The sequence below is a fragment of the Streptomyces sp. 2323.1 genome (genome assembly GCF_900221035.1).
Taxonomy (GTDB): domain Bacteria; phylum Actinomycetota; class Actinomycetes; order Streptomycetales; family Streptomycetaceae; genus Streptomyces; species Streptomyces sioyaensis.
In genome coordinates this window covers 5,719,800-5,745,547 of the sequence record NZ_LT907981.1, presented here as the reverse complement: position 1 = coordinate 5,745,547, position 25,748 = coordinate 5,719,800, and the positions used below count along the sequence as shown (strand labels likewise).

Below are 25,748 nucleotides of genomic sequence, written 5' to 3'. Positions count from 1 at the left end.
GAGGTGACCGCCCGATGACGATCTGCGCCACCGAGGACGCCACGGCGCCGGCGCGCCCGCACCGCGCGACCCTGACGATCGCGGCCGACGGCTCGTACGCCGCCCGGCTCGCCCGTCACGACGACGCCGCCGGAAGCTGGTTTCCGGAGCGCTGGACGCTGAGCGGCCCCGAGCCGTACGCCGTGCCGCTGCAGGGCACCCAGCCCGAGGAGCCGGACAGCGCACTGCTGCCACTGGCGGACGGGCGGGTGCTCATCGCGCGCCGGGTCGCCGGCCGCTTCGCCGTCTCCCTGCTCTACCCGGCGGGCCCCGGAACCGGTGAACTCCTGCTGGGTGCGGTCGAGGCGCCCGAGCTGACCCTGCTGCCGCCCGCGCCGGACGGGACGCGCGGCTATGCCCTGGCGCCCGGGGCGCAGCGCACCACGCTGTGGCTGCTGCACGGTGGCGCGGGCGGGCCCGAGCCGGTCGCCGAGATCCCGGGGCGCTGCTCGGGCGGCGTCTGGCTGGACCGCGCCGGCCGGCTGCTGGCGCTGGACCGTCAGTGGGCGGGCCGGACGAAGGCGATCACGGTCGACCTGGAACGGGGCGGCGAGACCGGCCCGCTGCTACAGATCACCGAGGACAGCAACGACCGCCTGCTGCTTGCCGATCCGGACAGCGGACTGCTGCTGGTCCGCTCGGACGCACCGGGCCAGGACCGGCTCGGCTGGGGCGTACTGGGCAGCCGACTGCCGGTGCGCTTCCCGGAGTGCCTGCATCCCGTCGGCGCGACGGTCACCCCGTTCGCGATGCAGCCACGGCAGATGCTGGCCCCGGAGAGCTGCGCGGTGGCCTTCCGGATGGACGGCGCGCACGGCACCTGGCTGGGCGTCTGGCGCCCCTCGGTACGACAGCTGCGCCAATTCCCGGCGCCCCAGGGGTGGCTGACGGGGGCCGGGCTGTGGACGGCGCACGGTGAACTGCTGCTGCCGTACGCGACGGCGGCGGAGCCTTGCGGGGTGGCGCGGGTGGCGTCGCCCGTGGGGGTGGTGGAGACCCCGCGGGTGGTGGTGCCGGAGGGGCCGGTCCGGGCGGTCGCTCCCGAGCGGCCGGTTCGGAGGGCCGGGCCTGAGCGGGCCGTTGGGGCGGTCGCGGCCGAGGGGTCGGTTCGGACGGTCGCGCCCGAGAGGCAGGTTCGGGTCGCCGGGCCCGAGCGGGCCGTTGGGGCAGTCGCGCCCGAGCGGCCCGTCCGGATGGTGGCGCGCGAGCGGCCGGTTGGGGCGATGGAGCCCCCGCGGGTGGTGGTGCCGCCGCAGCCGGTTCGGGCGGTGGAGTCCCCGCAGCAGGTCCGGACGATGGAACCGCCACAACAGGCTTGGGCGGTGGAGCCCGCACGGGCGGTGGCGCCGCCGGTGGAACGGGTGCGGCTGGTACGACCGGTGGGGCCGATGCCGCCGATGGAGCCGGTGCGGCTGCCGGCTCCGCCAAGGAGTCCGTGGAAACTGGTCGGGCCCCTGCGGCCGGTGCAGGGCCCGCTTTCCGGCCCGCCTTCCGGGCTCCCTGGCGCGATGCCCGCTGAGGCGCCCTCCGGAGCGTACGCAGGAGCAGAGGCAGAAGCGGATGCCAGAACGGACACCGGACCGGATGCCGGGGCGGACATCGGGGCGGCCATCGCATCGGGCACCGCACCGGGTGCCCGATTGAGCACCGCATCGACCCCCGAAAATGACGGGGGGATTGTCCCGGATACGGGGGAAACCGACAACCGCTCCACATCATCTGCACAACCCTGCGCCGTGGCCGGGGAACCGCAGCCGATCACCGAACATCCCCCTTTGTGCAGGCCAGTTCCCTTGCAACAAGCACCTCTGGCGGCACGGTAGACCCGGTGGAGCGCCATTTCCCGCCCCGTTAGAATTTCGGGCGGGGGCAGCGCAGCCGGTTGACCGGCCACCAGCCGTGCCGTTCGGGGTCAGCCTTGGCGGTCGTCGGGCGAGGTCCCGACGCGTACAGCTGTAAGCGATCTGACGGAGACTCTTTTCATGTCCGAAGCCCGAACCGACACGACCCAGGCGCGCCCCCAGGAGGCATCCGCCCAGGCCGCCGAGGCCGCAAGCTCCGGCAGGCACCGTGGCCCGGCCGCCGCGGAGGAGTCCGGCTCCGCCGCCCATGGCCGGCACCGCCGGGACAAGCAGCCGCAGGACGCGTAAGGCCGGTCCGGCGGTCCCGACCGCCGACCACACACCACAGCCGTGGCCGCCACACCGCATTGCGCGGGTGGCGGCCGCAGCTCGTCCGTAGGTGCGGCGCGGCCGGCCTCAGCCGTGTTTGAGGCCCAGCACCTCGGCCGCCGCGAAGGTCTCGTTCGGCGGGCGCTGCGCGTAATACGGCGTCAGCAGCTCATCCAGCTCCGCGTAGCTGAAGACTTCCTTCGCGGTGTCGAACTTGGCGGCGATCCGCGGGCGTTCGGCGATGGCGACCATGCCGCCGTGCACGACCAGCAGCTGCCCGTTGACCCGGGTCGCGGCCGGCGAGGCGAGATAGCCGACGAGCGGGGCGACGTGTTCGGGGGCGAGCGGGTCCAGGGCGCCGTCCTCGGGCTCCTGGAAGCCGGCGAAGACGTCCTCGGTCATCCGGGTGCGGGCGCGCGGGCAGATCGCGTTGGCGGTCACGCCGTATTTGCCGAGCGCCAGCGCCGTGGAGGTCGTCAGGCCGACGATGCCGCCCTTGGCCGCCGCGTAGTTGGGCTGGCCCGCCGAGCCCGCGAGGAAGGCCTCGGAGGAGGTGTTGATGATCCGGCCGTGGACCGGGCCGCCGGCCGCTTTGGCCCGCTCGCGCCAGTGGACAGCGGCGAAGTGCGTGGTGTTGAAGTGGCCCTTGAGGTGGACGCGGATGACCGAGTCCCACTCGTCCTCGGTCATCGAGAACACCATCCGGTCGCGGAGAATGCCCGCGTTGTTGACCAGGATGTCGAGCTTTCCGTACGTCTCGACCGCCAGTTGCACCAGGGCGCCGGCCTGTGCGTGGTCGGCGACGTCACCGAGGTGGGCGACCGCCCGGCCGCCCGCCGCACGGATCTCGGCGGCGACGTCCTCGGCGGGCGCGGCACAGGCCTCGCCGGAGCCGTCGCGGCCCGGCTGTCCGTAGTCGTTGACCACGACCTGTGCGCCGAGGCGGGCGAGTTCCAGGGCTTCGGCGCGGCCCAGGCCGCGCCCGGCACCGGTGACGATCGCGGTCAGGCCCTCCAGTGGCTGTGCCATACCTGTCCCCTCCAGTCCTCTGGAACCGGCCGTCATATCTCGATGCAGGTGCGCAGTGCGGTGCCGGAGCGCATCTGGTCCAGGGCGTCGTTGATCTCGGCGAGTTGGACGCGGTGGGTGATCAGGCCTTCCAGGTCGATCCGGCCGGCCCGCCACAGGGCGATGGCCCGCTCGTAGGAGCGCAGTACGTCCGCGCCGCCGTACAGGGACGGCAGGATCCGCTTCTCGTCGAAGAACAGCTCGAACATGTTGACCTGGAAGGTGTCGTCCATGGCGCCCGCGCCGACCACGCACAGCGTGCCGCCGCGCCGGGTCATCTCGTAGGCGGTACGGGCGGTGGCGGACTTGCCGACCACCTCGAAGACGTAGTCGAAGCCCTCCCCCGCGGTGATCCGGGCCTTGGCGTCGGCGAACTCCTCGGGGGCGACGGCCTCGGTGGCGCCGAAGCGGAGCGCGGCCTCCCGACGGGCGGCCACCGGGTCGACGGCAATGATCTCGGCCGCCCCGCAGACCTTCGCCCCCTGGATGACGGAGATGCCGACACCGCCGCAGCCGATCACCGCGACCGAGGACGCGGCCGCCACCCGGGCGGTGTTGAGGGCGGCGCCGAGCCCGGTGGTGACACCGCAGCCGATCAGCGCGGCGATCTCGTACGGGACGTCGTCCGGGATCGGGACCGCGCAGTTGGCGGGGACCACGACCTCCTCGGCAAAGGTGCCGGTGCCGGCGAAGCCGAAGACGTCCCCGCCGGGGCGCCGGAAGTTGGGCGTGCCGGCGTTCATGAATCCGGCCAGGCACAGATGGGTCTGGCCACGCTTGCAGGACGGACAGCTGCCGCACGCGGGCAGCCAGCACATCAGCACCCGGTCGCCCTGGCCGAGCCCGGTGACGCCGTCGCCGACGTCGAGGATCTCGCCCGCGCCCTCGTGCCCCGGGACGAACGGGGCGGGCTGGGGCAGCACCCCGCTCATCGCCGAGAGGTCGGAGTGGCACAGCCCGGTCGCCCGGATCCGGATCCTGACTTTGCCGGGGCCGAACCCCACCGCCTCGATGTCGTCGAGGACTTCGAGCTTGTCCTGGCCTGTCTCGTGCTGTACGGCTGCGCGCATGTCACGGCTCCTCTCGGTTGACTGCCCTGGCTGCCCTAGTTGTGCGCCACCACGGTGTCCGCCAGAACGGGTGCGTCGTCCCGGTCGGCCGCCGTCACCGACACCTGCACCCGGCCGGGCTCCTGCCACATACGGAGGCGCAGCATCTCGCCCGGGAAGACGACGCCGGCGAACCGGGTGGCATACGACGTCACCCGGGAGACCTCGCCCCCGAGCACCGTGTCGACGACGGCCTTGAGGGTCACCCCGTAGGTGCACAGCCCGTGCAGAATCGGCCGGTCGAAGCCGGCGAGCGCGGCGAACTCCGGATCGGCGTGCAACGGGTTCCAGTCGCCGGAGAGGCGGTAGAGCAGCGCCTGGTCCTCGCGGATCCGGCGCTCGGTGTGCAGGTCCGGGGCGCGCTCGGGGAGTTCGAGGCGGGCGGACGGGCCGCGGTCGCCGCCGAAGCCGCCCTCACCGCGGACGAAGATCTGGGTGTCGCAGGTCCACAACGGGCCGTCCTCGTCGGCGATCTCGGAGCGCAGCACGATGACGGCGGCCTTGCCCTTGTCGTACACGGCGGGGACGGAGGAGGTCTGGGTGGCACGGCCGCGCACGGGGAGGGGGCGGTGCACGGTGACGGTCTGGCCGCCGTGCAGGACCGCGGCGAGGTCGACGTCGATACCGGGGGCGGAGAGTCCGCCGGCGAGGGCCATTCCCCCGCCGGCGACGGTGGCGAAGCTGGGCAGGACGTGCAGTGCGCTCTCCAGGGTGTAGCGCAGTTCGTCCGGGTCGGTAGCGGGGTGCGGCTTCTCCGGCGTGGCCGCACCGGCGCCGATACCGAGGTGGTAGAGCTGGACGTCCTTGTGGTCCCAGGCGAGTTCGGTGATCCGCGGCTCGGCGGAGGTGGCCTTGGCGGCGTCGATGGGCATGGGGCTGATGGCTCCTTCACCACGGCGGGAAGACCCCGGCCCGGCCGTCCGCACCGTCGACCGGACCGGGGTCGTATCTGGTCGGCCACGGCCGCGCTCCGACCGCGCACAGGGCACACTTCTAGAACGCGTTCTAGCCGATGGGTCTCATGTATAGCCGATCCGTCCGGGACCCGGAAGACCCTGACGCCTTGTCAGATTCGGGACGCGGGCCGGTCGCCGGGCGGGGCGTACGGCGGTGGGTACGGCGGCATGTACGGCGGTGCCGGCGCGCTGCCCCCGGCGCGAGCCCCTGACGGAAGACGCGCACGCCCATGACATTTGTCAGGGTCCAGCGCCCACATTCCCCCCTACCGCACGACGGCCACTCTCCGTAACGTCGAAGCCGAACAGAGGAAAGGCGGGGCGGGCATGGCAGGGACAACAGGACCAGGCGGCACGGCGCACACGGCAGAGGGCGTCGCGGCGGTGGAATTCTCCGGGGTGACGCGGAGTTATGGCGCGGTGCGGGCCGTGGACGACCTGGATCTGAAGATCGCGACGGGCGGGACGGTGGCGCTCCTCGGGCGCAACGGCGCGGGGAAATCCACCACGCTCACCATGCTGCTGGGGCTGCTGCCGCCCAGTGCGGGCACGGTGCGGCTGTTCGGCGGCACACCGGAGGCGGCGGTGCGGGCCGGCCGGGTGGGCGCCATGCTGCAGGACGGCAAGGCCGTACCGCGGGTCACCGTCCGCGAGCTGATCACCTTTGTCGCCGCCACCTACCCGCACCCCATGGACGTCGCCGAGGCCCTGGAGCTGGCCGGCCTCGGCGAGTTCGCCGGGCGGCGGGTGGACCGGCTGTCCGGCGGGCAGGCCCAGCGGGTCCGCTTCGCGGTGGCGCTGGCCGGCAACCCCGCGCTGCTGGTGCTGGACGAGCCGACCGCCGCGCTGGACGTGGAGGCGCGCCGTGCCTTCTGGCGCTCGATGCGGGCCTATGCCCGCCGCGGCCACACCATCGTGTTCTCCACCCACTATCTGGAGGAGGCGGACGAACACGCCGACCGGATCGTGGTGATGGACGGCGGCCGGGTGGTCGCCGACGGCAGCGGCGCGGCGATCAAGCGGCAGGCCGGCGGCACGCTGGTCTCCTTCGACCTCGCGGGCGCGCCGACCGGGCCGCTGCCCGGACTGCCCGGGGTGAGCGCCGTGGAGGTGCGCGGCGACCGCGCGCTGCTGCGGACGACGGACTCCGACGCGACGGTCGTGGCGCTGGCCTCGCTGGGGCTCGTCCGCGGGCTCCAGGTCGTCCCCGCCAGCCTGGAGGACGCCTTCCTCACGCTCACCTCCGCCGAGACCGCACCCCCTGCTGTCCCGGCTGCCGCTGCTGCCCCGGCGCGCGCCGCCGCCGGCGCCCCGTCCGTGAAGGAGCGCGCATGATGCTCGACTACATCCGGCTCGAAGTCCGCCGCACCCTGCGCGACCGAGGCTTCGTCGTGTTCGGCATCGGGATGCCGGTGTTGATGTATGTGCTGATGACCAACATCGGCGTGGGGGCGGGCGGCGCCGCCATGGAGTGGAAGATCGCGTCGATGGTCGGGATGGCCGCGTACGGCGCGCTGGGCGCGGCGATCGGCTCGGGCACCGGCGTCGCCGAGGACAAGCAGCTGGGCTGGCTGCGGCAGTTGCGCATCACCCCCCTGAGCCCCATACGGGTCGTGGTGGGCCGCGGGCTGACCGCCTCGGTGACGGTGCTGCCGGCCATCGCCGCCGTACTGCTGGTCGGCGCGCTGGTCAACGGCGTACGGATGCCCGCCTGGCAGTGGGCCGCGCTGGCCGGGGTGCTGTGGCTGGGCACCGCCCCCTTCACCCTGCTCGGCCTCGGCAACGGCTACCGCCTCTCCGCGCAGTCCACGGGCGTGGTCAATACGGGCTGCATGGTGCTGCTCTCGATCGTCGGCGGCCTGTGGTTCCCGACCGAGCTGTTCCCCGGGTGGCTGCGCGCGCTGTCCTCCTGGACACCGGGCAACCGGTTCGCCGAGCTCGGCCGGAGCGTGACGCAGGGCGGGGCACCGGGGCCGGGCACAGTGGCGACACTGGCCCTCTGGCTGGCACTCTTCGGCGGTTACGCGGTGTACGCGTACCGTCGGGCCGCACGGACGCCGTGACCGACGATGGCGCAGACCTGGGAAGCGACAGTGCAGCACACGAAGCAGCAGGACGCCTGCGCCGCGGATTCCGACGCCGCGGGCAGCACGGATTCCGGCCGGCGCCGGCCCAGGTGGGCGGAGCGGAAGGCGGACGGAGGTCCGGGGAAGTACGCCTTCCTGCCCTGGCTGCTGATGGGCATGGGCGCCTTCTCCAACGTCATCGAGGGCAAGACGGGCAACCCCTGGCTGGCCGGGCTCGGGCTGCTCGCCTTCAACTCCGTCTACATCACCGTCGTGTGGACCTCGTTCAACCCCCGGCTGCGCCATTCCCGGCAGCCGCTGTACGCCCTGGCGTTGCTGACCGCGATCACCTTCGCCATCGCCCTCGGTTTCGGCGGCGACTGGTTCCTGTTCTTCCCGCTGCTGTCGCTGGCCTCCGGCACGGTCCGCGCGCTACGCGGCAAGAAGCTCGCCGTGTGGCTGATCTCGCTCAGCGGTGCGGCCGGGTATCTGACCGGCTGGCACAACGGCGGCCCGGGCGCGTTCGGCGTCGGCTACGGCACCTTCCTGTCCGGCACGGTGACGGCCACGGTCCTGAGCCTGTTCGACACCATCCAGGAGCTCAACACCACCCGCCAGGAACTGGCCCGCAGCGCCGTCGAGAAGGAACGGCTGCGCTTCTCCCGCGATCTGCACGACCTGCTGGGCCACACCCTGTCCGTGGTGGTCGTCAAGGCCGAGGCGGTCCGCCGGCTGGCGCCGCGCAATCTGGACGCCGCGCTCGCCCAGGCCGCCGACATCGAGGCCGTCGGCCGGCAGGCGCTGACCGAGATCCGCGAGGCGGTCACCGGCTACCGCGAGGGCAGCCTGAGCACCGAACTCGACCGCGCCCGTTCGGTGCTGGAGGCGGCCGGCATCGAACCCGTCGTACGCCAGGCCGGGCCGCCGCTGCCCCCGCAGGCCGGCGCGCTGCTGGGCTGGGTGGTCCGCGAGGGCGTCACCAACACCGTCCGGCACAGCGGCGCCACCACCTGCGAGATCTCCGTCCACGCCGGCGAGGACCGGGTACGGCTGACGATCACGGACGACGGCCGCGGCCCCGACGGCGCCGGTGCCGCCGCGATATCCGTCCCGGGCCGGCTGCGCGGCCACGTCCCCGGCCGTGGCCCGGGCGACGCGGGGGCGGACGCCGCCGGCGGACCGGACCCCGCGGACGGCACCGGCGCTCCGCCGCCGCCCGGCCGTACGGGACCGGTGGGCGGCACCGGCCTGAAGGGACTGACCGAGCGCCTGGCCGCGGCGGGCGGCACCCTGCACAGCGGCCCGGACGGCCGGCGCGGCTTCCGGGTCACGGCCGAACTGCCGGTCGGGACGGGGGATATGGCGGGGGCGGAGGGGGCGCGTTGAAGCCGTCCACCAGGTCTGGCGCTGAAGAACAACTGACCTCCGCCGGACGCCGGACGCCGGCCCGGCAGCTGCTGCTGGCGTTGCCTGGGGCTGTCCGCTGCCCGGCGGTTGCGCGCTGGCTACTCTGGCGCCATGACTGACGCGCCCGGCGAGCCCCCCATGAGAAGCATCAAGGTCCTCCTCGCCGAGGACCAGGGCATGATGCGGGGCGCGCTGGCGCTGCTGCTCGACCTGGAAGCGGACATGCAGGTCGTGGCCCAGGTCGCGGCGGGCGACCAGATCGTCGCCACCGCCCTGGACACCCGCCCCGACATCGCCCTCCTGGACATCGAACTCCCCGGCCGCAGCGGCCTGGACGCCGCGGCCGACCTGCGCGCCCAGCTGCCCTCCTGCAAGGTGCTGATCGTGACGACCTTCGGCCGGCCCGGCTATCTGCGGCGCGCCATGGAGGCCGGGGCGTCCGGATTCCTGGTCAAGGACGGCCCGGTGGAGGACCTGGCGGCGGCGATCCGCCGGGTGCTGGCCGGCGAGCGGGTCATCGACCCCGGGCTCGCCGCGGCGGCCCTGAGCGCCGGCCCCAACCCGCTGACCCAGCGCGAGCGGGACGTCCTCACCGCCGCCGTGGACGGCGCCACGGTCGCCGATATCGCCGGCAAGCTCCACCTCTCACAGGCCACCGTCCGCAACTACCTCTCCGCGGCGATCGGCAAGACCGGCACCCGCAACCGTATGGAGGCGGTCCGGGCGGCGCGGCAGAACGGGTGGCTGTAGGCCATGTCCTAGCGGGGAGCGGGGGCGCGGCGGCCCGGGGCGGCGGCCCGGGGCGGCGAAACCGGCGGCCGTGGCCCGAACCCGTCGCGCCAGAGGGCCCGTTGCCGCCTCAGCCCTGCGCGGCGTCCGCCCGTCGTCGCGGCAGCGCCACGATCATCAGCACGAGACTGACCAGCAGGATCAGCGAGCCGACCTGGAAGGCCAGGCCGTAGCCGTCCGCCATGGCCTGCGGGCTGTTGTTCGCCTCCGTACGGGACGCCGCGACGGTGGACAGCACCGACAGGCCCAGCGCACCGCCCATCTGACGGGAGGTGTTGATCAGGCCGGAGACCAGTCCCTGGTCGGCGGGGTCGGCGCCGGAGGTGGCGATGGAGGCGATCGGGGTCGCGGTCAGGCCCGCCCCCAGCGCCATCAGGATGCCGGGGCCGAGGATCGTCCCGAGGTAGCTGCCGTGGACGTCCATCGTGCCCTGCCAGACCATGCCGGCCGCGGAGATCACCGCACCGATGATGGCCAGGGTCTTGGCACCCAGACGTTTCATCAGCCGCGGTGCGATCTTGGAACCCAGGACGATGGACAGCGAGTGCGGGATGAAGGAGAGCCCGGCCTGCAACGGCCGGTAGCCCAGCACGTTCTGCACATACAGCGACAGGAAGTACCACATCGAGAACATCGCGGCGCCGGCCAGCACCATCGCGGCGTTCGCCGACGAGACCGAGCGCAGCCGGAAGAGCCCCAGCGGCATCAGCGGGGCCTTCGCCCGCGCCTCGACCGCGAGGAACGCCGCGATCACGACCAGCCCGGCGGCCAGCGGCAGCAGCGCGGACGCCGAGGCCCAGCCGTCCGTCTCGGTCTGCACGATGCCGTACGCCACCAGCGCCAGCCCGCCGGTCACCAGCAGCGCACCGGGCACATCGAGCCGCCGTCCGGCGTCCTGCCGGCTCTCGGTGAGCCACAGCACCGCGCCCGCCAGCACCAGCGCCCCCACCGGCACATTGATCAGCAACACCCAGCGCCAGGACAGGGATTCGGTGAGCACCCCGCCGACCAGACCGCCCACCGCGCCACCGCCGGCGCCGACCGCCGTCCAGGTGCCGATGGCGCGGGTACGGGCCGGGCCGGTCGGGAACGACGTGGTCAGGATCGTGAGGGTGGCCGGCGAGAGCACGGCGGCGCCGACGCCCTGCACCGTACGCGCCGCGATCAGCTGCCAGGGCTGCTGCGCCAGCCCGCCACCCAGGCTCGCGACGGTGAACAGTGCCAGCCCCAGGACGAAGATGCGCTTGCGGCCGAACAGATCGGCGGCCCGCCCGCCGAGCAGCATGAAGCCGGCGAAGGTGATGACGTAGGCGTTGACGATCCACTGCAGGCCCAGCTCGCTCAGGCCCAGGCCGGTCCGCATGGCGGGCAGCGCCACATTCACCACGGAGACATCCAGCACCACCAGGAACTGCCCCGCGCACACCAGCACCATCACCAGCCAGGCCGGGGCGGTCGTACGGCGCGCGGTTTCGGGCAGCGTGGCGGGGGCGGTTATCGGCGGCATGGGGACCATGCTCGCATTCGGCGCTGGAACCCCGCATCGGGATTTCGACGCACCTGCCACCTGACCGGAGACGTAGGTCGCAGGACGGAGAAAGGCGGGGGTGGGGCCGTAGGGGGCGGGGGCGAGCCCGTACGGGGTGGGGGTGGCGGGCCCTTAGGGGGGTGGCGGGCCCTTAGGGGGTGGGGAGGCCCCTTGCAGACCAACTACCCGCTCGCGGGGGTGGATTACTCGCGAGGGGAGGAGGATTACTCGTCGGGCAGAGAGGATCGCCCCGCGGGCAAGCACTTCCCCGCGGGCGAGGGTTACCCCGCCGGGCGGCCTCACCGCCCTCACCCCCCTCACCGCCGCAACACCGTAACCACCGCCGCCCCGCCCAGCCCGATGTTGTGTGCCAGGCCCACCCGGGCGCCCGGGACCTGGCGCTCGCCCGCGGTGCCGCGGAGCTGCCAGACCAGCTCGGCGGCCTGCGCCAGCCCCGTCGCGCCCAGCGGGTGCCCCTTGGAGATCAGCCCGCCGGACGGGTTGACCACCCAGCGGCCGCCGTAGGTCGTGGCGCCGTCGGCGACCAGTTTTCCCGAGTCGCCTTCCGCGCACATCCCCAGCGCCTCGTACGTCAGCAGCTCATTGACCGAGAAGCAGTCGTGCAGCTCGATCACGTCCACGTCCTCGATGCCGAGGCCACCGGCCGCATACGCCTGCCGGGCCGCGGCCCGCGACATCGGCCGGCCGACGACGTCGATGCAGGAGCCCGAGGCGAAGCTGTCCCCGGTGTCCGTCGTCATGGCCTGTGCGGCGATCTCCACCGCCCGGTCGGCCAGCCCGTGTTCCCCGACGAACCGCTCGGAGACGACCACGGCCGCGGCCGCACCGTCCGAGGTCGGGGAGCACTGCAGCCTGGTCAGCGGCCGGTGGATGGTCTTGGCGGCGAGCACCTCCTCGACCGTGTACGCCTCCCGGAACTGGGCGTACGGGTTGTGTACGGAGTGCCGGTGGTTCTTGGCGCCGACCGCGGCGAGCTGCTCGGCGGTGGTGCCGTAGCGCGCCATGTGCTCGCGGGCCGCATTGCCGAAGAGCTGGGCGGTGGGCGGGGTCTGCTCGAAACCGTGCGCGGCGGCCATCACCCCGTAGTGGCGGGCCACCGGAGACGTCCGGAAATCGCCGCTGTCGGCGCCGCCGCCCAGGGCGCCGCGCTTCATCTTCTCGAAGCCGAGTGCCAGCACACAGTCGTTGAGGCCGCCCTCGACGAACTGGCGGGCCATCATCAGCGCGGTCGCGCCGGTCGCGCAGTTGTTGTTGACGTTGTAGACGGGAACACCGGTCAGGCCCAGTTCGTAGGCGGCGCGCTGGCCGGCCGTCGAGGCCTGGAAGCAGTAGCCCACCGGCACCTGCTCGACGGCCTCGTAACCGATCCCGGCGTCCGCGAGCGCCGCGGTGCCCGCCTCCTTCACCAGGTCCCAGTACTGCCGGTCCCCGGTCTCGGGCTTCTCGAACCGGGTCATCCCGACCCCGACGATGTACGCCTTGCCGGCCATGTGGGTACCTCCTGGGAAGCGGACGGGCGGGAGTCAGATCAGGGGGCGGGGCTCCGGGTCGCGCGGCAGGCCGAGCAGCCGCTCCGCGACGACGTTCAGCTGCACCTGGGTGGTGCCGCCGGCGATGGTCAGACAGCGGGACATCAAGAAGCCGTGCAGCGCCCGCTCACCGGCGCCTTCGCGCACCGCCCCGGCCGGGCCGAGCAGCTCCAGCGCCAGCTCGGCGGTCTTCTGCTGGTGCGGGGTCTGCAGCAGCTTGCGGATGCTGGCACCGGCCCCCGGCTCCAGCCCCGACACCTGCTGGAGCGTGGTGCGCAGCCCGATGCAGCCCAGCGCGTGCGCCTCGGCCGCCAGCGCGCCCAGCCGCACCCGCACCGTCGCGTCCAGCTCGTCGGCCCGGGCGAGGAGCTGCTCCAGACCGGTGTCGAAGGTCAACTGGTCGGCCATGTGGACGCGTTCGTTGTCCAGGGTGGTGCGGGCCACCTTCCAGCCGTCGTCGACCTCGCCGACCACCGCATCGGCGGGCAGCAGCACGTCGTCGAAGTAGACCTCGTTGAAGAGGGCGTCGCCGGTGATCTCCTTCAGCGGGCGGACGTCGATCCCGGGGGTCTTCATGTCGACGACGAAGAAGGTCAGCCCCTTGCGCTTGGGGACGTCGGGGTCGGTGCGGGCGAGCAGGATGCCGTGGCTCGACCACTGGGCGGCCGAGGTCCACACCTTCTGGCCGTTGATCCGCCAGCCACCGCCGTCCACCCGCTCGGCCCGGGTCCGCAGGGCGGCCAGGTCCGAACCGGCCTCGGGCTCGGAGAACAGCTGGCACCACAGCAGATCGCCGCGCAGCGTCGGCAGCAGATAGCGCTCCTGCTGCTCCCGGGTGCCGTGGGCGAGCAGCGCGGGGACCACCCAGGTGGCGATGCCCAGATCGCTGATCCTGACCTCAGCGGCCGCCAACTCCTGCTGGATGGCGAGCTGTTGCACCGGGCCGGCGCCCAGTCCGTAGGGCTTGGGCAGATGCGGCGCGGCGTAGCCGGTGGGGGCCAGGGCGCGGCGTACGGCCGCCGGGTCGAGGCCGCGTACGCCGTCGATGACCGCCCGGGCCCCGGCGCGGTACTCCGCCGCCTCGGCGGGGAGTTCCAGCCGCAGCGCGCGCCGGGCGCCGCCGGCGGCGAGGCGGGCGGCGCGCAGCCGGTGGGTGTCACCGCTGCCGAGCAGCGCGCGGGCCACCAGGGCCCGGCGCAGATGGAGATGGGCGTCGTGTTCCCAGGTGAAGCCGGTGCCGCCGAGGATCTGGATGCAGTCCTTGGCGCAGCCGACGGCGGCGTCCAGGGCGGTCGCGGTGGCCAGCGCCGCGACCAGTCCGCGGACCTCGGGCGGCTCGTCCAGGGCCCGGGCCGCGTCCCAGACCAGGGCACGGGCCTGTTCACAGCGGACGAGCATCTCGGCGCAGAGGTGTTTGACCGCCTGGAACTGGCCGATGGGGCGGCCGAACTGCTCGCGTACGGCGGCGTGCTGGGTGGCGGTGTGCAGCGCCCAGGCGGCCGTGCCGCAGCTCTCGGCGGCGAACAGCACCCCGGCCAGGTCGCGGACCAGGTCGCCGTCGACCGTCAGCAGCCGGCCGGCCGGCACCAGGGCCCCCTCGGCGCGCACCTCGGCGGTCGGCCGGGTCGGGTCGGCGCTCTCCTGCACCCGTACGGTCAGCGCCCCGGCATCGACGGCGAGCCGGACCGGGCCGGCTGGGGTCTGTGCGGCCAGCACGAGCAGATCCGCGTCGGCGCCGGCCAGGACCGGGGGCGCGGTGCCGTTCAGGACGTAGCCGCCGGCCTCCTCGACGGCGGTGAGCGAGCCCGCGCCGAGTGCGACGGCGCCGCTGCGGGCGCCGGTGGCGAGTTCCCGGACGAGGTGCCGTTGGCCGCCGCGGTGCAGCAGCTCGGCGGCGAGGACGGTGGGCAGATACGGGCCGGGGAACGCGGCGCGGCCCAACTCCTCCAGCACCACGGCGAGGTCGAGGAGGTCACCGCCACCGCCGCCGTCGGCCTCGGGGAGGTGCAGCCCGAGCAGGCCCTGCGCGGCGAGCCGGTCCCAGCAGGCGAGCTGTTCCTGCTGTCCCGGGGCGGCGTCGAGCAGCTTGTGCACTTCTTCGGGAGGCATGGCCCGCGCGGCCCAGCCCTCCACCGCCTCGGCCAGGTCACGTTGCTCTTGCGTGATTCCGATGCCCATGCGGGGCAGGCTAGAACACGTTTCATTCTGATGGAAGGTCAGGTACGGGTGGGGGGTGCCGGCGCCGCTCCTGGGCGGCTGTCCTGTGCGCGTGAACCCTGCATTCGGCAGCCCTACGTTGCACCTGACATTGCACTGGGCAGCTGACCGCTAGACGGGCATGGATCGCGAGTTACATGCCGTACGTGGTGGGGACGCCGTGCGGACGGCTCGGCGATCGTGATCGACTGCCGCCCAGCGAACCGTCGCAAACCGCGGGACCGGATGAAGTTCGAGGCGGCTCGGGCAGCCTGCGGCCTGCTGGAGTGGGAGTTCCGACTGGCCGGGGCGCCGGACCAGATCAGGGTGGCTAACGTGCGGTGGCTGGCGGGCTACCGGCATCCCCGGGCACGGCCTGGAGAGCGTCGCGATCGTGCTGCGAGAGGTGTTCGCGGAGCCTCGACCGCTGATGGACGGGGCCTTCCTGGCCGGGGATCCGATCACGGTACTTCCGGTGCTGTTCCATCTGCTCTGGCGGCACGAACTGGCGGTGGATGTGTCAATGCCGCTGCACGCCGCTTCCGAGGTGTCGCTGGAGGGGCAGTGACGGTCCGCAGACGCGACTCGGTGCTGCGGCCCGGCGGGCGGATAGCCGGTTGGTATGGCAGTTTCCCCCGGGTCGCATCTCCAGCGCATACCCGGAAGAACAGTTGAGTCTCCTGCTTCAGCACAGCCAATTCCGTGGGACACCGGGCGGATCACACTGAGAACGGCGTGCCCGCAAGGCCGTACCCCCTCAGACAGGGGCTCTACTGGCGTGACTCCGCGGCTCGATGACGCCTGCTCTCAGTCCGTATGAGCCACTGACACCGTCCGACGTCGCCGACCACCGGCGTTCTCCTGTCGCCCGCCATCGAAGAGGTCAGCGCATGGCGCCAACAGTTGCGTGTAGTGGCTGGTACAGGGCACGTACTGTGGTATCTCCGCAGCCGGCCGTCGGCCGGGCCGCCCGAAGGGGCTGCTCAGGGTGGATGCCATGACCAGTGATCGCTCTGCCGTGTCTCGTGACCGTCGTCGCGTCGAGCTTCGTGAGTTCCTGCGCAGCCGCCGGGCTCGGGTCTCGCCTGCGGATGTCGGTATGCCGGAGGGCGGGCGGCGGCGTACACCGGGGCTGCGGCGCGAGGAGGTCGCGGTGCTCGCCGGGGTCGGGGTGTCCTGGTACACGTGGTTGGAGCAGGGGCGCGACATCAAGGTCTCGGAGGAGGTTCTCGACGCGATCGCGCGGGTGCTGCTGCTGGATTCCACCGAGCACGCGCATCTGTACCGGCTGGCCGGGCTCAACCCACCGCAGGTCGCCTCGGCGCCATCGGTGCCTGCCCCGCCGCAGGTGCGGCGGCTGCTGGACGCCTGGTCGCCGCGGCCCGGGTACATCCGCGACCGCCACTGGAACTTCACCGACATCAACGACGCCGCCCGCATCGTGTTCGGCTACGGCGAGAGCGACCACAACTGTCTGGTGTCGTACTTCAGCAACGTCCGCTACCGGGTTCTGCACCGGCACTGGGTCGAGACCGCCCCGTACGTGGTCGCTGGTTTCCGTGCCGATGCCGCGCGCTACCCCGAGGACCCGGAGTTCGACCGCATCGCCGAGAAGCTGGCTCAGAGCAGCACGGAGTTCGCCGAGCTGTGGGAGCGCCACGACGTGGCCGAGCACACCAGCGCGGTCAAGGCGGTCGACCACCCGGAAGCCGGGACGCTGGTCTTCGACGCCACCCTGCTGCCGCTGCCCGAGCTTCCCGGCCACCACCTGATCCTGCACAACCCCCGTCCGGGCACCGACACCCAGGAACGGCTGGAGCAGCTCTTGGGTGCGCGCAGCCTGGTGGTGTCACACCCAGGATGAGCCGGCACTGCCGGACATCGTGATGCCCGAGGAGGATCACTGCCATGAACAGCAACAACACGCAAATGAAGGCAGTGACCATCCCTGAGTTCGGCGAGGCCGAGGTGCTCCGCGTCGAGCGGATGCCGATCCCCGAGCCAGGCCCCGGCCAGGTGGCCATCGACGTGGCCTATGCGGGCGCCAACTTCGCCGAGGTCCTCTACCGGCGCGGCGTGGTGGACGTGCCGTTGCCCTTCGTGCCCGGCATCGAGGTCTCCGGCCTCATCCGCGCCCTCGGCGAAGGCGTCACGGACCTGAGGGTCGGCCAGCCGGTGGCCGCACTGACGATCGTCGACAGCGGCGGATACGCCGAGGTGGCAGTCGCCTCCGCGGACCTGGTCGCCCCGCTGGACGGCCTGGACATCGGACTCGGCGTCGCCGCAGCGCTTCCCTCCAACAGCACCACCGCCTTCCTCGTCCTGGACCGGGTGGCGCGCATCGAGCCCGGAGACCGCGTCCTGGTCCATGCCGCGGCGGGCGGCGTGGGCAGCCAGCTCGGCCAGGCCGCCCGCCTGCTGGGCGCCGGCCGCGTGGTCGGAACGGTCGGCAGCCAAGCGAAGATCGAGACCGCCAAGCGCTTCGGCTACGACGAGGTGATCCTGCGCGACCAGATCGCCGAGGCAGGCGAGTTCGACATCGTCGTCGACATGGTCGGCGGCCCCTCCCGCACCGCCAGCCTGGACCGGCTGGCCCCCATGGGACGGCTGGTGGTGATGGGCAACGCCTCGGGCGCTGACGACGTCGGCATCCTGGCCAACCACCTGTGGTTCACCAACAAGACCGTCTCCGGCTTCAACCTCGCCGCCTTCTCCGCGGCCTTCCCCAGGGACGCCGGGCTGGCCCTGCGCCGCGCCGTACAGGCCGCGGCACAGGGAACCCTGCGGGTACAGGCCGAGGCCCTGCCGCTGGAACAGGCCGCAGAGGCACACCGCCGCATCGAATCCGGGCAGACCACCGGCAAGCTGGTCCTCACCGTCGCGACGCTCTCACACGGAGCCACCCACCCGTAGGCCCGTAGACATCGGTTCTTCCACGACGTGGCGACGGCTCGTCCGGAGGTGGTCGCCGAAGACGCAATGTTGAGCTGCCCAACCGAAACGCCGATGGTGCAGATCAACCTTTCACCTCGCTGGTCACGATCGCCTGGCGACGCAACTCCCCACGGGATCAGACAGCGGCCCAGAGGACGCCCAGGCCCTCGCCCGACCCCACGCGTGGACCACCCGCCCCCCGGCAAGCGCCGCCCGAGCGCCCGCAAGCACCCCCGGAGAACTCCACGGATTCACCGGGGAACGCTCCGGACGCCCGCAGGAAACGGTCCGATGAATTTCGCCCGCGTCACCATTCCCTCGCACTCTCCCCTCCCCCCGTCCCGCCCCTCCCTGCCACCACTCCCCCACACGCGAATTCGCCGCTTCCGGACATCCGGGAAACCGGAGGGCGATGCAAAACGAGGGGACCGAACGGAGAACGGAGAACGGAGAACGGAACGGAGAGTGGCCCGGTGGACCGAGAGCAGACGGGAACCGGCGAATTCCATCAACCAGGGGCGGGTTCCCGGGGCGGGAATTCCGAGCCGCCCAAGCCCCCGTTCCGATATCCGAATCTCCGGCCCAGGGAGACCCACACCCCACCCGCCCCACCCCCATACGGCACGATGACCCCCTGACCGCACCATCAGGAGGAAGCCCATGTCCGCTCCCACGGCTCCGACCGCTCCGCAGCCGGAGATACTCGCCGCGTTCCAGGCGGCGAAGGGCTTCATGCCCGTGGACGAGGGCCTGGCCCTGTACGCGGCGGCGACCGGGGCCGCGGCGCTCGGACTGCCGCTGGTGGAGGTCGGTACGTACTGCGGCCGGTCCACGATCCTGCTGGCGGACGCCGCGCGCACGGGCGGGGTCATGGCCGTCACCGTGGACCACCACCGGGGCAGCGAGGAGCAGCAGCCCGGCTGGGAGTACCACGATCCGAGTGTCGTCGACCCCGAGGTCGGCCGGATGGACACCCTGCCCACCTTCCGCCGCACCCTGCACGCCGCGGGCCTGGAGGACCAGGTGATCGCCCTGGTGGGCCGGTCGCCGCAGGCCGCGGCCGTCTGGCAGGCCCCGGTCGGCCTGGTCTTCATCGACGGCGGGCACACCGACGAGCACGCCACCGCCGACTACGAGGGCTGGGCGCCGCATCTCGCGCCCGGCGGACTGCTGGTCGTCCACGATGTGTTCGCGGACCCGGCGGACGGCGGCCAGGCCCCGTACCGGATCTACCGCAGGGCCCTTGCGTCCGGCGCCTTCACCGAGGTGTCCGCCCACCGTTCGCTGCGCGTTCTGCGGCGCACCGGGCCCGGCATCTGAGCGGGCTACCATCGCGGACGTGTCGAACGGCAGTACTTACCCACCGCGCCGCCGCCTGCGCGGCGCCCTCCTGGCCGTACTGACCACCCTTGTGGTCGCCGGCCTGGGGGGCTGGCTGTTCTGGCGGGCGTCGGGCGGCGACGGCGGCCCGACGCACGGAGCCGGGCCGCCCGCCGCGAGCCGGTCGCCCGGCAGCGGGGGCGCGAGCGGCACCGACCGCGGCCCGGACGGCAAGGGCTCCCCGGACAAGGGCGGTCCGCACGGCAGCCTCAAGGGCAAGGTCGTGGTCCTCGACCCGGGCCACAATCCGCACAACCGTGATCACGGGCGGGAGATCGCCCGGCAGGTGAACATCGGCAACGCCCACAAGGAGTGCGACACCACCGGCACCTCCACCAACGACGGCTACGCCGAGGCGTCGTTCTCGCTGGACCTCGCCCACCGCGTCCGCACCCTCCTCCAGCAGGAGGGCGCCAAGGTCGTGCTCACCCAGGACGGCGACCGCCGGTACGGGCCGTGTGTCGACGAGCGCGCCGCTCTCGGGAACAAGGCGCACGCCGATGCCGCGGTCTCCCTCCATGCCGACGGCTCGGCCCGTGGGAACCGCGGTTTCCACGTCATCCTCCCGGCGCGCGTCACGGCCGGCCCGGCCCACAACGCCGCGATCGTGGCGCCCTCGCGGCGACTGGGCGAACGGCTGGCCGGCCGGTTCCTCGCGGTCACCGGGAGCGCGCCGTCCAATTACGTCGGCCACGGCACCGGACTCGACGTACGTTCCGATCTCGGCGGCCTCAACCTCTCGACCGTGCCGAAGGTGTTCATCGAGTGCGGAAATATGCGTGACCCGAAGGACGCCGCGGAATTGACCGACGCACACTGGCGGCAGAAAGCGGCCCGTGGGATCACCGAGGGCATTACGGACTTCTTGGCGCACTGACCGGACCGCCGGCCACGACTTCGAAACCCTCCGAGACCGGGTCCGATACGAGCTGCCGTGCGCGCGGGGAAACGAAGACGACGGCCCGCCGGATTCGGCGGCAGGTTCCCCTTTACGATGGGTGGCCCGCCGTGCCTCGCACTGCGCGCACCGCGACAGCGACGACCGGACCCACGAAACCGACAAAGGACCCTTACGTGAACATCCGCTCCCTCACTCGAGGCGACGGCGTGGTGATCGGAGCAGCGGTGCTGCTGTTCATCGCCTCGTTCCTCAGTCTCGGCGCTTCGGAATACGCCAGCCTCAATGCCTGGGACGTGCTGGCCACGCTCATGAGCACGTACCTGGCCGGTGTGATCGGCGCGGCGATCGTCGTCCTCAGCCGCATGCTGCCGCAGCAGCGCAAGGTCGCCGGTCTCGATCTCGCCCAGTTCGGTGTCGCGTTGACCATCTTCGCGGCGTGGACCGCGTTCTGGACCATCATCGGCAGCCCCAGCGCCGGCGCGGGCCTGATCATCGGCCTGCTCGCCACCCTGATCCTGGCCGGCGGCGCCGTCGCCACGCCGCTGGTCCCGGCGCTCAAGGTCGCCCTGGTCGGCGCCCCCAAGCCGCAGCCCGCCGGGGCCCCCTACGGGGCGGGCCCCAACCCGGGTTACGGCTACCCCGGCGCCCAGCAGCAGGCAGGCCACGGCTACGGCTACCCGGGCGGCCAGCAGCAGCCCCAGGGCGGCCAGACCTACGGCCAGCAGGCGCCCGCCGCCGACGGGACGGCCGGCGGCCCGGCCGGCGCCACCCAGGCGGCCGGCAGTCCGGCGGACTTCGCGCCGTTCTGGTTCGCGGTGCCCGTCGCGCGGCCGCTGTACGGCGAGGACGGCTCGCCGGCGCCGATCGCCGAACTGGCGCCCGGCACCTGGTACCTCGCGGTGGAGCAGCGCGGCCAGGCCCTGATCGCGCAGACCCAGGACGGCCGCCGTGGCGTCCTGCAGGACACCACCGGCATCCAGCGCGGCTGACACCGGACACCCAGCGGTCCTTCGGCGCCTCGCCCCCCAGGGGGCGGGGCGCTTTGTCGTGCGTCGCGTCCGCGGGAAGGGGCCGGCCTCCGTACACCGCCGCGACGGCCGGCCGCAGGTCTGCCGTTACTCACTGGTCAATGGCAGAATCACCACTCCCCTTGGAGGGCCGATGCAGTGCAACAAGGATCTGTACGAGACGCGAGCGACGTGCGAGAAGTGTGGGCAGGAGATGACGACCACTCAGGACGGGTGGGCGATCTGCTACGGGTGCGGGACGAGCAAGCCTCAATAGCCGCTCCGCCGTGCCCACAGTGCGGCGTCCAGCTGGTCAGCTCGACGTCCGACTGGTGGCAGTGCGCGGCGGTCCACTGCCCGTACGAGATGCCCGACGAGGCGTATCGCCTCTACGTCTCCCTGTGCGCCCTGTTCGAGTCGGCCCCGGAGCGGTTCTTCGAAGTGGTACGGGGCCACCGTGACGAGGTGCTGGCGCTGGAGCCGGCCTGGCTCAGGTAGGGACCCCCGCCGAGCCCTCGCCAAGCCCCCGTTGCGCCGCCCGCGGCCCGGCCGCCGTGCGTTGCGCTGTCCGCGGCCCCGCCGTACAGTGCGCGGGCACGCATCGACCTGACGCACCGTCAGCATCCATCCACTCCGGAACCCCGGAACCCTCGGGCCACCGTCGAAGAGGGGCGATCAGCATGCGACTCGGTCTGCACCTGGGCTACTGGGGCCGCGGCCCGGACCCCCGGCACCTCGAACTGGCCCGTGAGGCGGAGCGCCTGGGCTATGACTCGGTATGGACCGCGGAGGCCTGGGGCTCGGACGCCTTCACCGCGCTGACCTGGATCGGCGCCCACACCTCTCGGATCAAACTGGGCACCGGCATCGTCCAGATGGCTGCCCGCACACCCACCGCCACCGCCATGCACGCCCTGACCCTCGACCATCTCTCCGGCGGCCGGCTGCTGCTGGGCCTGGGGCTGTCGGGGCCGCAGGTCGTCGAGGGGTGGTACGGGCGGCCGTTCCCCAAGAGCCCGCTGACCGCCACCCGGGAATACGTGGACGTGATCCGGCAAGTCCTGCGCCGGGAGGGACCGGTGACCTCGGACGGGCTCTTCCACCCGCACCCCTACCGCGGCCCGGACGGCACCGGCCTGGGCAAGCCGCTCAAGGCCATCACCCACCCGCTGCGCGCCCGGCTCCCCGTACTGCTGGGTGCGGAAGGGCCCAAGAACATCGCCCAGACGACCCGGATCGCGGACGGCTGGCTGCCGCTGTATTGGTCGCCGCAGCGCACCGACGTCTACCGGGCCTCGCTGGCCGGTGCCCCGGACGGCTTCCTCGTCGCGCCCATGGCACGCGCCCTGGTCTGTGACGACGTCGCCGAGGGGCTGCTGCCGGTCAAGGCGATGCTCGGCTTCTACATCGGCGGGATGGGGCCCGCCGCCCGGAACTTCCATGCCGATCTGATGGCGCGGATGGGCTTCGAGGAGGAGGCCCGGCACGTACAGCGGCTCTTCCTCGAAGGCCGCAAGGAGGAGGCCGTCCTGGCCGTGCCGGACGCCTTCGCCGACGAGATCTCGCTGGTCGGCCCGCGCGAACGGATCGCGGAACGACTGGAGTTGTGGCGGGCGGGCCCGGTCACCGATCTGCTGGTGACCGCCCCCGACCCGCACACCCTACGGGTCCTGGCCGAGCTCACCTCCTGACGGCCGCCGCTGCACTCACCCGAACTGCGCCCAGGTCAGCCACTGGTCGAGCAGCGCGCGCTCGCCCAGCACCTCGACCCGGTCGCTGTCGGCGGGCAGCCGGCGGTAGAGCACGGCCAGGATGTCGGTGAGGGGGCCGCGCAGGGCGACCGCCGCCTTTTCGTGGGTGTGGCGGTGGGTGGGCGCCTCGCCCGTGAGGTCGAGCAGCCACTCGGCGTTCAGGCCGGGCGGGGCGTCGGTGGCGTGGACGTGGATCGTCCGGCCGGGGCCGCATAGCTTCGTCCCGCGTTCGGCGAAGCGGGCCACCACCATCGGCAGTTCGCCGATCTGCAGCCACTCCTCCAGACAGTCCGCGGCGACCGGCGCCGGGACCTCGAAGGGGACAACGGCGGTGAGCGCGGCATCGGCCCGGTGGATGACCGTCTCATGGGTCATCCGGCGGGCCCAGAACCCCGTGTGCTGCGCCGGCGTCCAGCTCCACACCTCCGTATCGGGGCCGGCCTCCCGCAGCGCGGCCACGGTCTGCTCGACGCCCGCCGCCAGCCACGCGTCCAGCGCCGCGGCGTCCTCGCCCTCGGGCCCGGCCCCCTCGGGGACGTCCGCGGGGTCGACGCTCTCCGACGCGCGGGTGGCGACGATCGTGCCGACCCAGCGGTGCGCACCGCCCACATGCCGGGCGAGATCGGCCAGCGTCCAGTCGGGGCAGGTCGGTACGGTCGCCGAAAGATCGGCGCTGCGCACGATCTCCCGGAGCTTGTCGGTCTCGGCGAGGAGTTGGTCGCAGTATTCCTCGTGGGTGAGGGAGCCTTGGAGAGTCATGTGCCGCACATTAGTGCGGCCGCCCCGGCCCGTCCTCTCATTTCAGGGTGTCTCCGGCCGGGCTCCGCGCCGCCCCGGCACGCTGCGCCCCTTCCCGCCTCCTACCGGCAGCAGTCCGGGTCCAGCCCCGTCGGGAGCTGTTCGCCGCCGAAGACGGTGGTGGTGGCCTCGTCGCCGCCCAGGGCCGCGACCGCGAGCAGCAGCGAACCGGCGGTCCAGGAGGTGCGTTCGCGGGGCCAGATCGCGTCGTCGTCGAAGACGTAGCCGGTCCAGTACATGCCGTCGTCGGCGCGCAGATGCTGGATCCACTTGAGGATCTGCACGGCCCGCTCGGACTCCCCCATCGCCCACAGCGCCAGCGCCAGTTCCGCGCTCTCGCCGCCGGTGACCCAGGGGTTGGGCAGGACGCAGCGCACCCCCAGGCCGGGCACGACGAAGCGTTCCCAGTCGGCGTCGATCCGGTCCCTGGCCGACCGGCCGCGGACCGCGCCGCCCAGGACCGGGTAGTACCAGTCCATGGAGTAGCGGCCCTTGTCGAGGAACCGCTCGGGGTGGCTGCGTATCGCATGGCCGAGCCGGCCGGCCGCCAGCTCCCAGTCGGGCTGCGGCTCCTCGCGCTGGTCGGCGAGGGCCAGGGCGCAGCGCAGTGCCTGGTAGATGGAGGATGAGCCGGTCAGCAGCGCGTCGTTGACGGGGGTGCCGTCGTCCTCGCGCTTCCAGCCGATCTCCCCGCCGGGCTGCTGGAGTTCCAGCACGAAGCCGATCGACGAGTGGACCGCGGGCCACATGCGGTCGAGGAAGGCCTCGTCGCCGGTGGACAGGAAGTGGTGCCAGACGCCGACCGCGAGATAGGCGCAGAAGTTGGTCTCGCGGCCGCGGTCGGTGGGGGCCCCGGCGTCGCCGTCGGCGTAGGCCGCGTACCAGGACCCGTCCGGGTTCTGGTGCCGCAGCAGCCAGTCGTACGCGGCCTCGGCGCGCTCGTGTTCGCCGGCCGCGTCCAGGGCCATGGCGGCCTCGGTGTGGTCCCACGGGTCGAGGTGGTGGCCCCGGAACCAGGGGATGGCGCCGTCCGACCGCTGGGTCGCGAGGATGCCGGCGACCGTGCGGGCCGCCTGGTCGGCGGTGAGCACGCCCGGCAGGACGAGCCGTTCGGTACGCCCGGGACTCGTCACTTGGCGGCCCCGGCGGAGGGCTTGGCGGTGGACGAAGCGCCGCGCTTCGCCGGGGACTTGGCGGGTGCCTTGGCGGCGGGCCGCGCGGACTTGCGGGGCTTGCCGGCGGCCGGCCCGGCGGCCTTCGTGGCGGGTGCGGCGGCGGGCTCGTCCGCCTCGGCGGCGGCGGGCGCCGCGGGCAGGTGCGGCTTGGTGGCGTAGACGACGAAGCTCTTGCCGATGACGGGGTTGAGCGCCCGTTCGGCGAGCCGGGTGGCCAGCGGCTTCTTCATGATGTCCCAGACCAGCAGCTTGTGGTACGCCTGCACCGGCAGCGCCTTGTCGTTGTCCACCCCGAAGGCGCATTTGAGCCACCAGTAGGGGCTGTGCAGCCCATGCGCATGGTGCGTGCCGTACGGTTCCAGGCCCGCCTCCCGCATCTTGCCGAGCAGTTCGTCGCCGCGGTAGATGCGGATGTGGCCGCCCTCGACCTCGTGGTAGGCGTCACTGAGGGCCCAGCAGACCTTCTCGGGGCCGTAACGGGGCACGGTGACGGCGATCCGGCCGCCGGGGCGCAGCACCCGGACCATCTCGGCGAGCACGCCCTTGTCGTCCGGGATGTGCTCCATCACCTCGGAGATGATCACGACGTCGAAGCTGTCGTCGGGGAAGGGCAGGTTGAGCGCATCGCCTTCCATGGCGGTGGCGGAGGCGCCCGCCGGGGCCTCGCCCGCCTCCTTCATCGCGGCGAACCACTTGGCCACCTCGCGGATCTCCTCGCCGTTCTGGTCGAGGGCGACGACCTGCGCGCCGCGCCGGTAGCACTCGAAGGCGTGCCGGCCGGCGCCGCACCCCAGATCGAGCACGCGGTCGCCCGGGGCGAGCGGGAAGCGGGAAAAGTCGACGGTCAGCACGGCGTTCTGCTTTCGTCCGGCGGTGAGTGGGCGGTCGGCGCGTAGCGCCGTCTTCTGGGGGTGGAGGTCGGG

23 protein-coding genes are annotated in these 25,748 nt (G+C 72.8%); 14 read left to right on the top strand and 9 right to left on the bottom strand.

Annotated features, from left to right (window positions below):
- Positions 1–14 precede the first annotated feature (14 nt).
- Positions 15–1,862, top strand: a complete 1,848-nt coding sequence (locus CPH93_RS37630) for a hypothetical protein (RefSeq protein ID WP_096214110.1) — start codon at positions 15–17, stop codon at positions 1,860–1,862.
- A 159-nt stretch (positions 1,863–2,021) separates the two neighbouring features.
- Positions 2,022–2,189, top strand: coding sequence for a hypothetical protein (locus tag CPH93_RS36275; protein ID WP_173909875.1), 168 nt, complete (start codon positions 2,022–2,024; stop codon positions 2,187–2,189).
- Positions 2,190–2,297: 108 nt separating this feature from the next.
- Here CPH93_RS36275 and CPH93_RS24710 read toward each other — a convergent pair whose 3' ends face one another.
- The 3 genes from CPH93_RS24710 to CPH93_RS24700 are packed head-to-tail and all read right to left on the bottom strand — an operon-like array spanning position 2,298 to position 5,259.
- Complete coding sequence (locus CPH93_RS24710; RefSeq protein ID WP_096214109.1) at positions 2,298–3,239, bottom strand: 3-oxoacyl-ACP reductase; 942 nt, start codon at positions 3,237–3,239, stop codon at positions 2,298–2,300.
- 32 nt (positions 3,240–3,271) lie between these two features.
- Positions 3,272–4,348: a Zn-dependent alcohol dehydrogenase gene (locus CPH93_RS24705; RefSeq protein ID WP_096214108.1), complete on the bottom strand. Its 1,077-nt coding sequence runs from the start codon at positions 4,346–4,348 to the stop codon at positions 3,272–3,274.
- A gap of 35 nt (positions 4,349–4,383) precedes the next feature.
- Entirely contained in the window at positions 4,384–5,259 is an 876-nt protein-coding gene (locus tag CPH93_RS24700; RefSeq protein WP_096214107.1) for a MaoC/PaaZ C-terminal domain-containing protein, read from the bottom strand.
- A 411-nt stretch (positions 5,260–5,670) separates the two neighbouring features.
- Between CPH93_RS24700 and CPH93_RS24695 the strand changes: the two genes are divergently transcribed.
- The 4 genes from CPH93_RS24695 (at position 5,671) to CPH93_RS24680 (ending at position 9,566) form a co-directional block, all read left to right on the top strand.
- Positions 5,671–6,678 carry an ABC transporter ATP-binding protein gene (locus tag CPH93_RS24695; RefSeq protein ID WP_231976948.1) on the top strand — a complete coding sequence of 336 codons (1,008 nt, stop codon included), beginning with the start codon at positions 5,671–5,673 and terminating at the stop codon, positions 6,676–6,678.
- Complete coding sequence (locus tag CPH93_RS24690) at positions 6,678–7,406, top strand: ABC transporter permease (RefSeq protein WP_093488619.1); 729 nt, start codon at positions 6,678–6,680, stop codon at positions 7,404–7,406. The genes CPH93_RS24695 and CPH93_RS24690 overlap by 1 nt, the downstream gene beginning before the upstream one ends.
- Before the next feature lie 6 nt (positions 7,407–7,412).
- A complete protein-coding gene (locus tag CPH93_RS24685; RefSeq protein ID WP_096214105.1) occupies positions 7,413–8,795 on the top strand; it encodes a sensor histidine kinase in 1,383 nt (460 codons plus the stop codon).
- Positions 8,796–8,927: 132 nt separating this feature from the next.
- Positions 8,928–9,566: a response regulator transcription factor gene (locus CPH93_RS24680; protein ID WP_051006926.1), complete on the top strand. Its 639-nt coding sequence runs from the start codon at positions 8,928–8,930 to the stop codon at positions 9,564–9,566.
- A gap of 109 nt (positions 9,567–9,675) precedes the next feature.
- Here the strand turns inward: CPH93_RS24680 and CPH93_RS24675 are convergent, their stop codons facing one another.
- The 3 genes from CPH93_RS24675 to CPH93_RS24665 all read right to left on the bottom strand — a co-directional run bounded on the left by CPH93_RS24675 (position 9,676) and on the right by CPH93_RS24665 (position 14,861).
- A complete protein-coding gene (locus tag CPH93_RS24675; RefSeq protein WP_096214104.1) occupies positions 9,676–11,121 on the bottom strand; it encodes an MFS transporter in 1,446 nt (481 codons plus the stop codon).
- Between the two features lie 329 nt (positions 11,122–11,450).
- Positions 11,451–12,644, bottom strand: a complete 1,194-nt coding sequence (locus CPH93_RS24670) for a lipid-transfer protein (RefSeq protein WP_096214103.1) — start codon at positions 12,642–12,644, stop codon at positions 11,451–11,453.
- A gap of 33 nt (positions 12,645–12,677) precedes the next feature.
- Positions 12,678–14,861, bottom strand: a complete 2,184-nt coding sequence (locus tag CPH93_RS24665; protein WP_096214102.1) for an acyl-CoA dehydrogenase — start codon at positions 14,859–14,861, stop codon at positions 12,678–12,680.
- A 412-nt stretch (positions 14,862–15,273) separates the two neighbouring features.
- Between CPH93_RS24665 and CPH93_RS24660 the strand changes: the two genes are divergently transcribed.
- The 8 genes from CPH93_RS24660 (at position 15,274) to CPH93_RS24625 (ending at position 22,792) form a co-directional block, all read left to right on the top strand.
- Positions 15,274–15,447: a hypothetical protein gene (locus CPH93_RS24660; protein WP_197708712.1), complete on the top strand. Its 174-nt coding sequence runs from the start codon at positions 15,274–15,276 to the stop codon at positions 15,445–15,447.
- Between the two features lie 429 nt (positions 15,448–15,876).
- Positions 15,877–16,743 carry a helix-turn-helix transcriptional regulator gene (locus tag CPH93_RS24655; RefSeq protein ID WP_096214101.1) on the top strand — a complete coding sequence of 289 codons (867 nt, stop codon included), beginning with the start codon at positions 15,877–15,879 and terminating at the stop codon, positions 16,741–16,743.
- 44 nt (positions 16,744–16,787) lie between these two features.
- Complete coding sequence (locus CPH93_RS24650; protein WP_096214100.1) at positions 16,788–17,792, top strand: quinone oxidoreductase family protein; 1,005 nt, start codon at positions 16,788–16,790, stop codon at positions 17,790–17,792.
- A 681-nt stretch (positions 17,793–18,473) separates the two neighbouring features.
- On the top strand, positions 18,474–19,133 hold the full coding sequence (locus CPH93_RS24645; protein ID WP_093482920.1) for a class I SAM-dependent methyltransferase: 660 nt from the start codon (positions 18,474–18,476) through the stop codon (positions 19,131–19,133).
- A 19-nt stretch (positions 19,134–19,152) separates the two neighbouring features.
- Positions 19,153–20,070: an N-acetylmuramoyl-L-alanine amidase gene (locus CPH93_RS24640; protein WP_093648873.1), complete on the top strand. Its 918-nt coding sequence runs from the start codon at positions 19,153–19,155 to the stop codon at positions 20,068–20,070.
- 197 nt (positions 20,071–20,267) lie between these two features.
- Complete coding sequence (locus CPH93_RS24635; RefSeq protein WP_096214099.1) at positions 20,268–21,083, top strand: DUF5336 domain-containing protein; 816 nt, start codon at positions 20,268–20,270, stop codon at positions 21,081–21,083.
- Positions 21,084–21,293: 210 nt separating this feature from the next.
- Positions 21,294–21,599 (top strand): hypothetical protein, encoded by a 306-nt coding sequence (locus CPH93_RS24630; RefSeq protein WP_159395049.1) that lies wholly within the window; start codon positions 21,294–21,296, stop codon positions 21,597–21,599.
- A 182-nt stretch (positions 21,600–21,781) separates the two neighbouring features.
- Positions 21,782–22,792: an LLM class F420-dependent oxidoreductase gene (locus tag CPH93_RS24625; RefSeq protein ID WP_093482924.1), complete on the top strand. Its 1,011-nt coding sequence runs from the start codon at positions 21,782–21,784 to the stop codon at positions 22,790–22,792.
- A 15-nt stretch (positions 22,793–22,807) separates the two neighbouring features.
- Here the strand turns inward: CPH93_RS24625 and CPH93_RS24620 are convergent, their stop codons facing one another.
- From CPH93_RS24620 to CPH93_RS24610, 3 genes are all read right to left on the bottom strand, one after another.
- The gene (locus tag CPH93_RS24620; protein ID WP_096214098.1) at positions 22,808–23,611 is read right to left on the bottom strand and encodes a maleylpyruvate isomerase family mycothiol-dependent enzyme; all 804 of its coding nucleotides are present in this window, start codon (positions 23,609–23,611) and stop codon (positions 22,808–22,810) included.
- Positions 23,612–23,712: 101 nt separating this feature from the next.
- Entirely contained in the window at positions 23,713–24,783 is a 1,071-nt protein-coding gene (locus tag CPH93_RS24615; RefSeq protein ID WP_096214097.1) for a prenyltransferase, read from the bottom strand.
- Complete coding sequence (locus CPH93_RS24610) at positions 24,780–25,676, bottom strand: class I SAM-dependent methyltransferase (protein WP_096214096.1); 897 nt, start codon at positions 25,674–25,676, stop codon at positions 24,780–24,782. The genes CPH93_RS24615 and CPH93_RS24610 overlap by 4 nt, the downstream gene beginning before the upstream one ends.
- Positions 25,677–25,748: the final 72 nt, after the last annotated feature.

Coding starts and splice junctions, on each gene's coding strand:
- CPH93_RS37630 (WP_096214110.1), top strand. CDS start 15: ATGACGATCTGCGCCACCGAGGACGCCACGGCGCCGGCGCGCCCGCAC.
- CPH93_RS36275 (WP_173909875.1), top strand. CDS start 2,022: ATGTCCGAAGCCCGAACCGACACGACCCAGGCGCGCCCCCAGGAGGCA.
- CPH93_RS24710 (WP_096214109.1), bottom strand. CDS start 3,239: ATGGCACAGCCACTGGAGGGCCTGACCGCGATCGTCACCGGTGCCGGG.
- CPH93_RS24705 (WP_096214108.1), bottom strand. CDS start 4,348: ATGCGCGCAGCCGTACAGCACGAGACAGGCCAGGACAAGCTCGAAGTC.
- CPH93_RS24700 (WP_096214107.1), bottom strand. CDS start 5,259: ATGCCCATCGACGCCGCCAAGGCCACCTCCGCCGAGCCGCGGATCACC.
- CPH93_RS24695 (WP_231976948.1), top strand. CDS start 5,671: ATGGCAGGGACAACAGGACCAGGCGGCACGGCGCACACGGCAGAGGGC.
- CPH93_RS24690 (WP_093488619.1), top strand. CDS start 6,678: ATGCTCGACTACATCCGGCTCGAAGTCCGCCGCACCCTGCGCGACCGA.
- CPH93_RS24685 (WP_096214105.1), top strand. CDS start 7,413: ATGGCGCAGACCTGGGAAGCGACAGTGCAGCACACGAAGCAGCAGGAC.
- CPH93_RS24680 (WP_051006926.1), top strand. CDS start 8,928: ATGACTGACGCGCCCGGCGAGCCCCCCATGAGAAGCATCAAGGTCCTC.
- CPH93_RS24675 (WP_096214104.1), bottom strand. CDS start 11,121: ATGGTCCCCATGCCGCCGATAACCGCCCCCGCCACGCTGCCCGAAACC.
- CPH93_RS24670 (WP_096214103.1), bottom strand. CDS start 12,644: ATGGCCGGCAAGGCGTACATCGTCGGGGTCGGGATGACCCGGTTCGAG.
- CPH93_RS24665 (WP_096214102.1), bottom strand. CDS start 14,861: ATGGGCATCGGAATCACGCAAGAGCAACGTGACCTGGCCGAGGCGGTG.
- CPH93_RS24655 (WP_096214101.1), top strand. CDS start 15,877: ATGACCAGTGATCGCTCTGCCGTGTCTCGTGACCGTCGTCGCGTCGAG.
- CPH93_RS24650 (WP_096214100.1), top strand. CDS start 16,788: ATGAACAGCAACAACACGCAAATGAAGGCAGTGACCATCCCTGAGTTC.
- CPH93_RS24645 (WP_093482920.1), top strand. CDS start 18,474: ATGTCCGCTCCCACGGCTCCGACCGCTCCGCAGCCGGAGATACTCGCC.
- CPH93_RS24625 (WP_093482924.1), top strand. CDS start 21,782: ATGCGACTCGGTCTGCACCTGGGCTACTGGGGCCGCGGCCCGGACCCC.
- CPH93_RS24620 (WP_096214098.1), bottom strand. CDS start 23,611: ATGACTCTCCAAGGCTCCCTCACCCACGAGGAATACTGCGACCAACTC.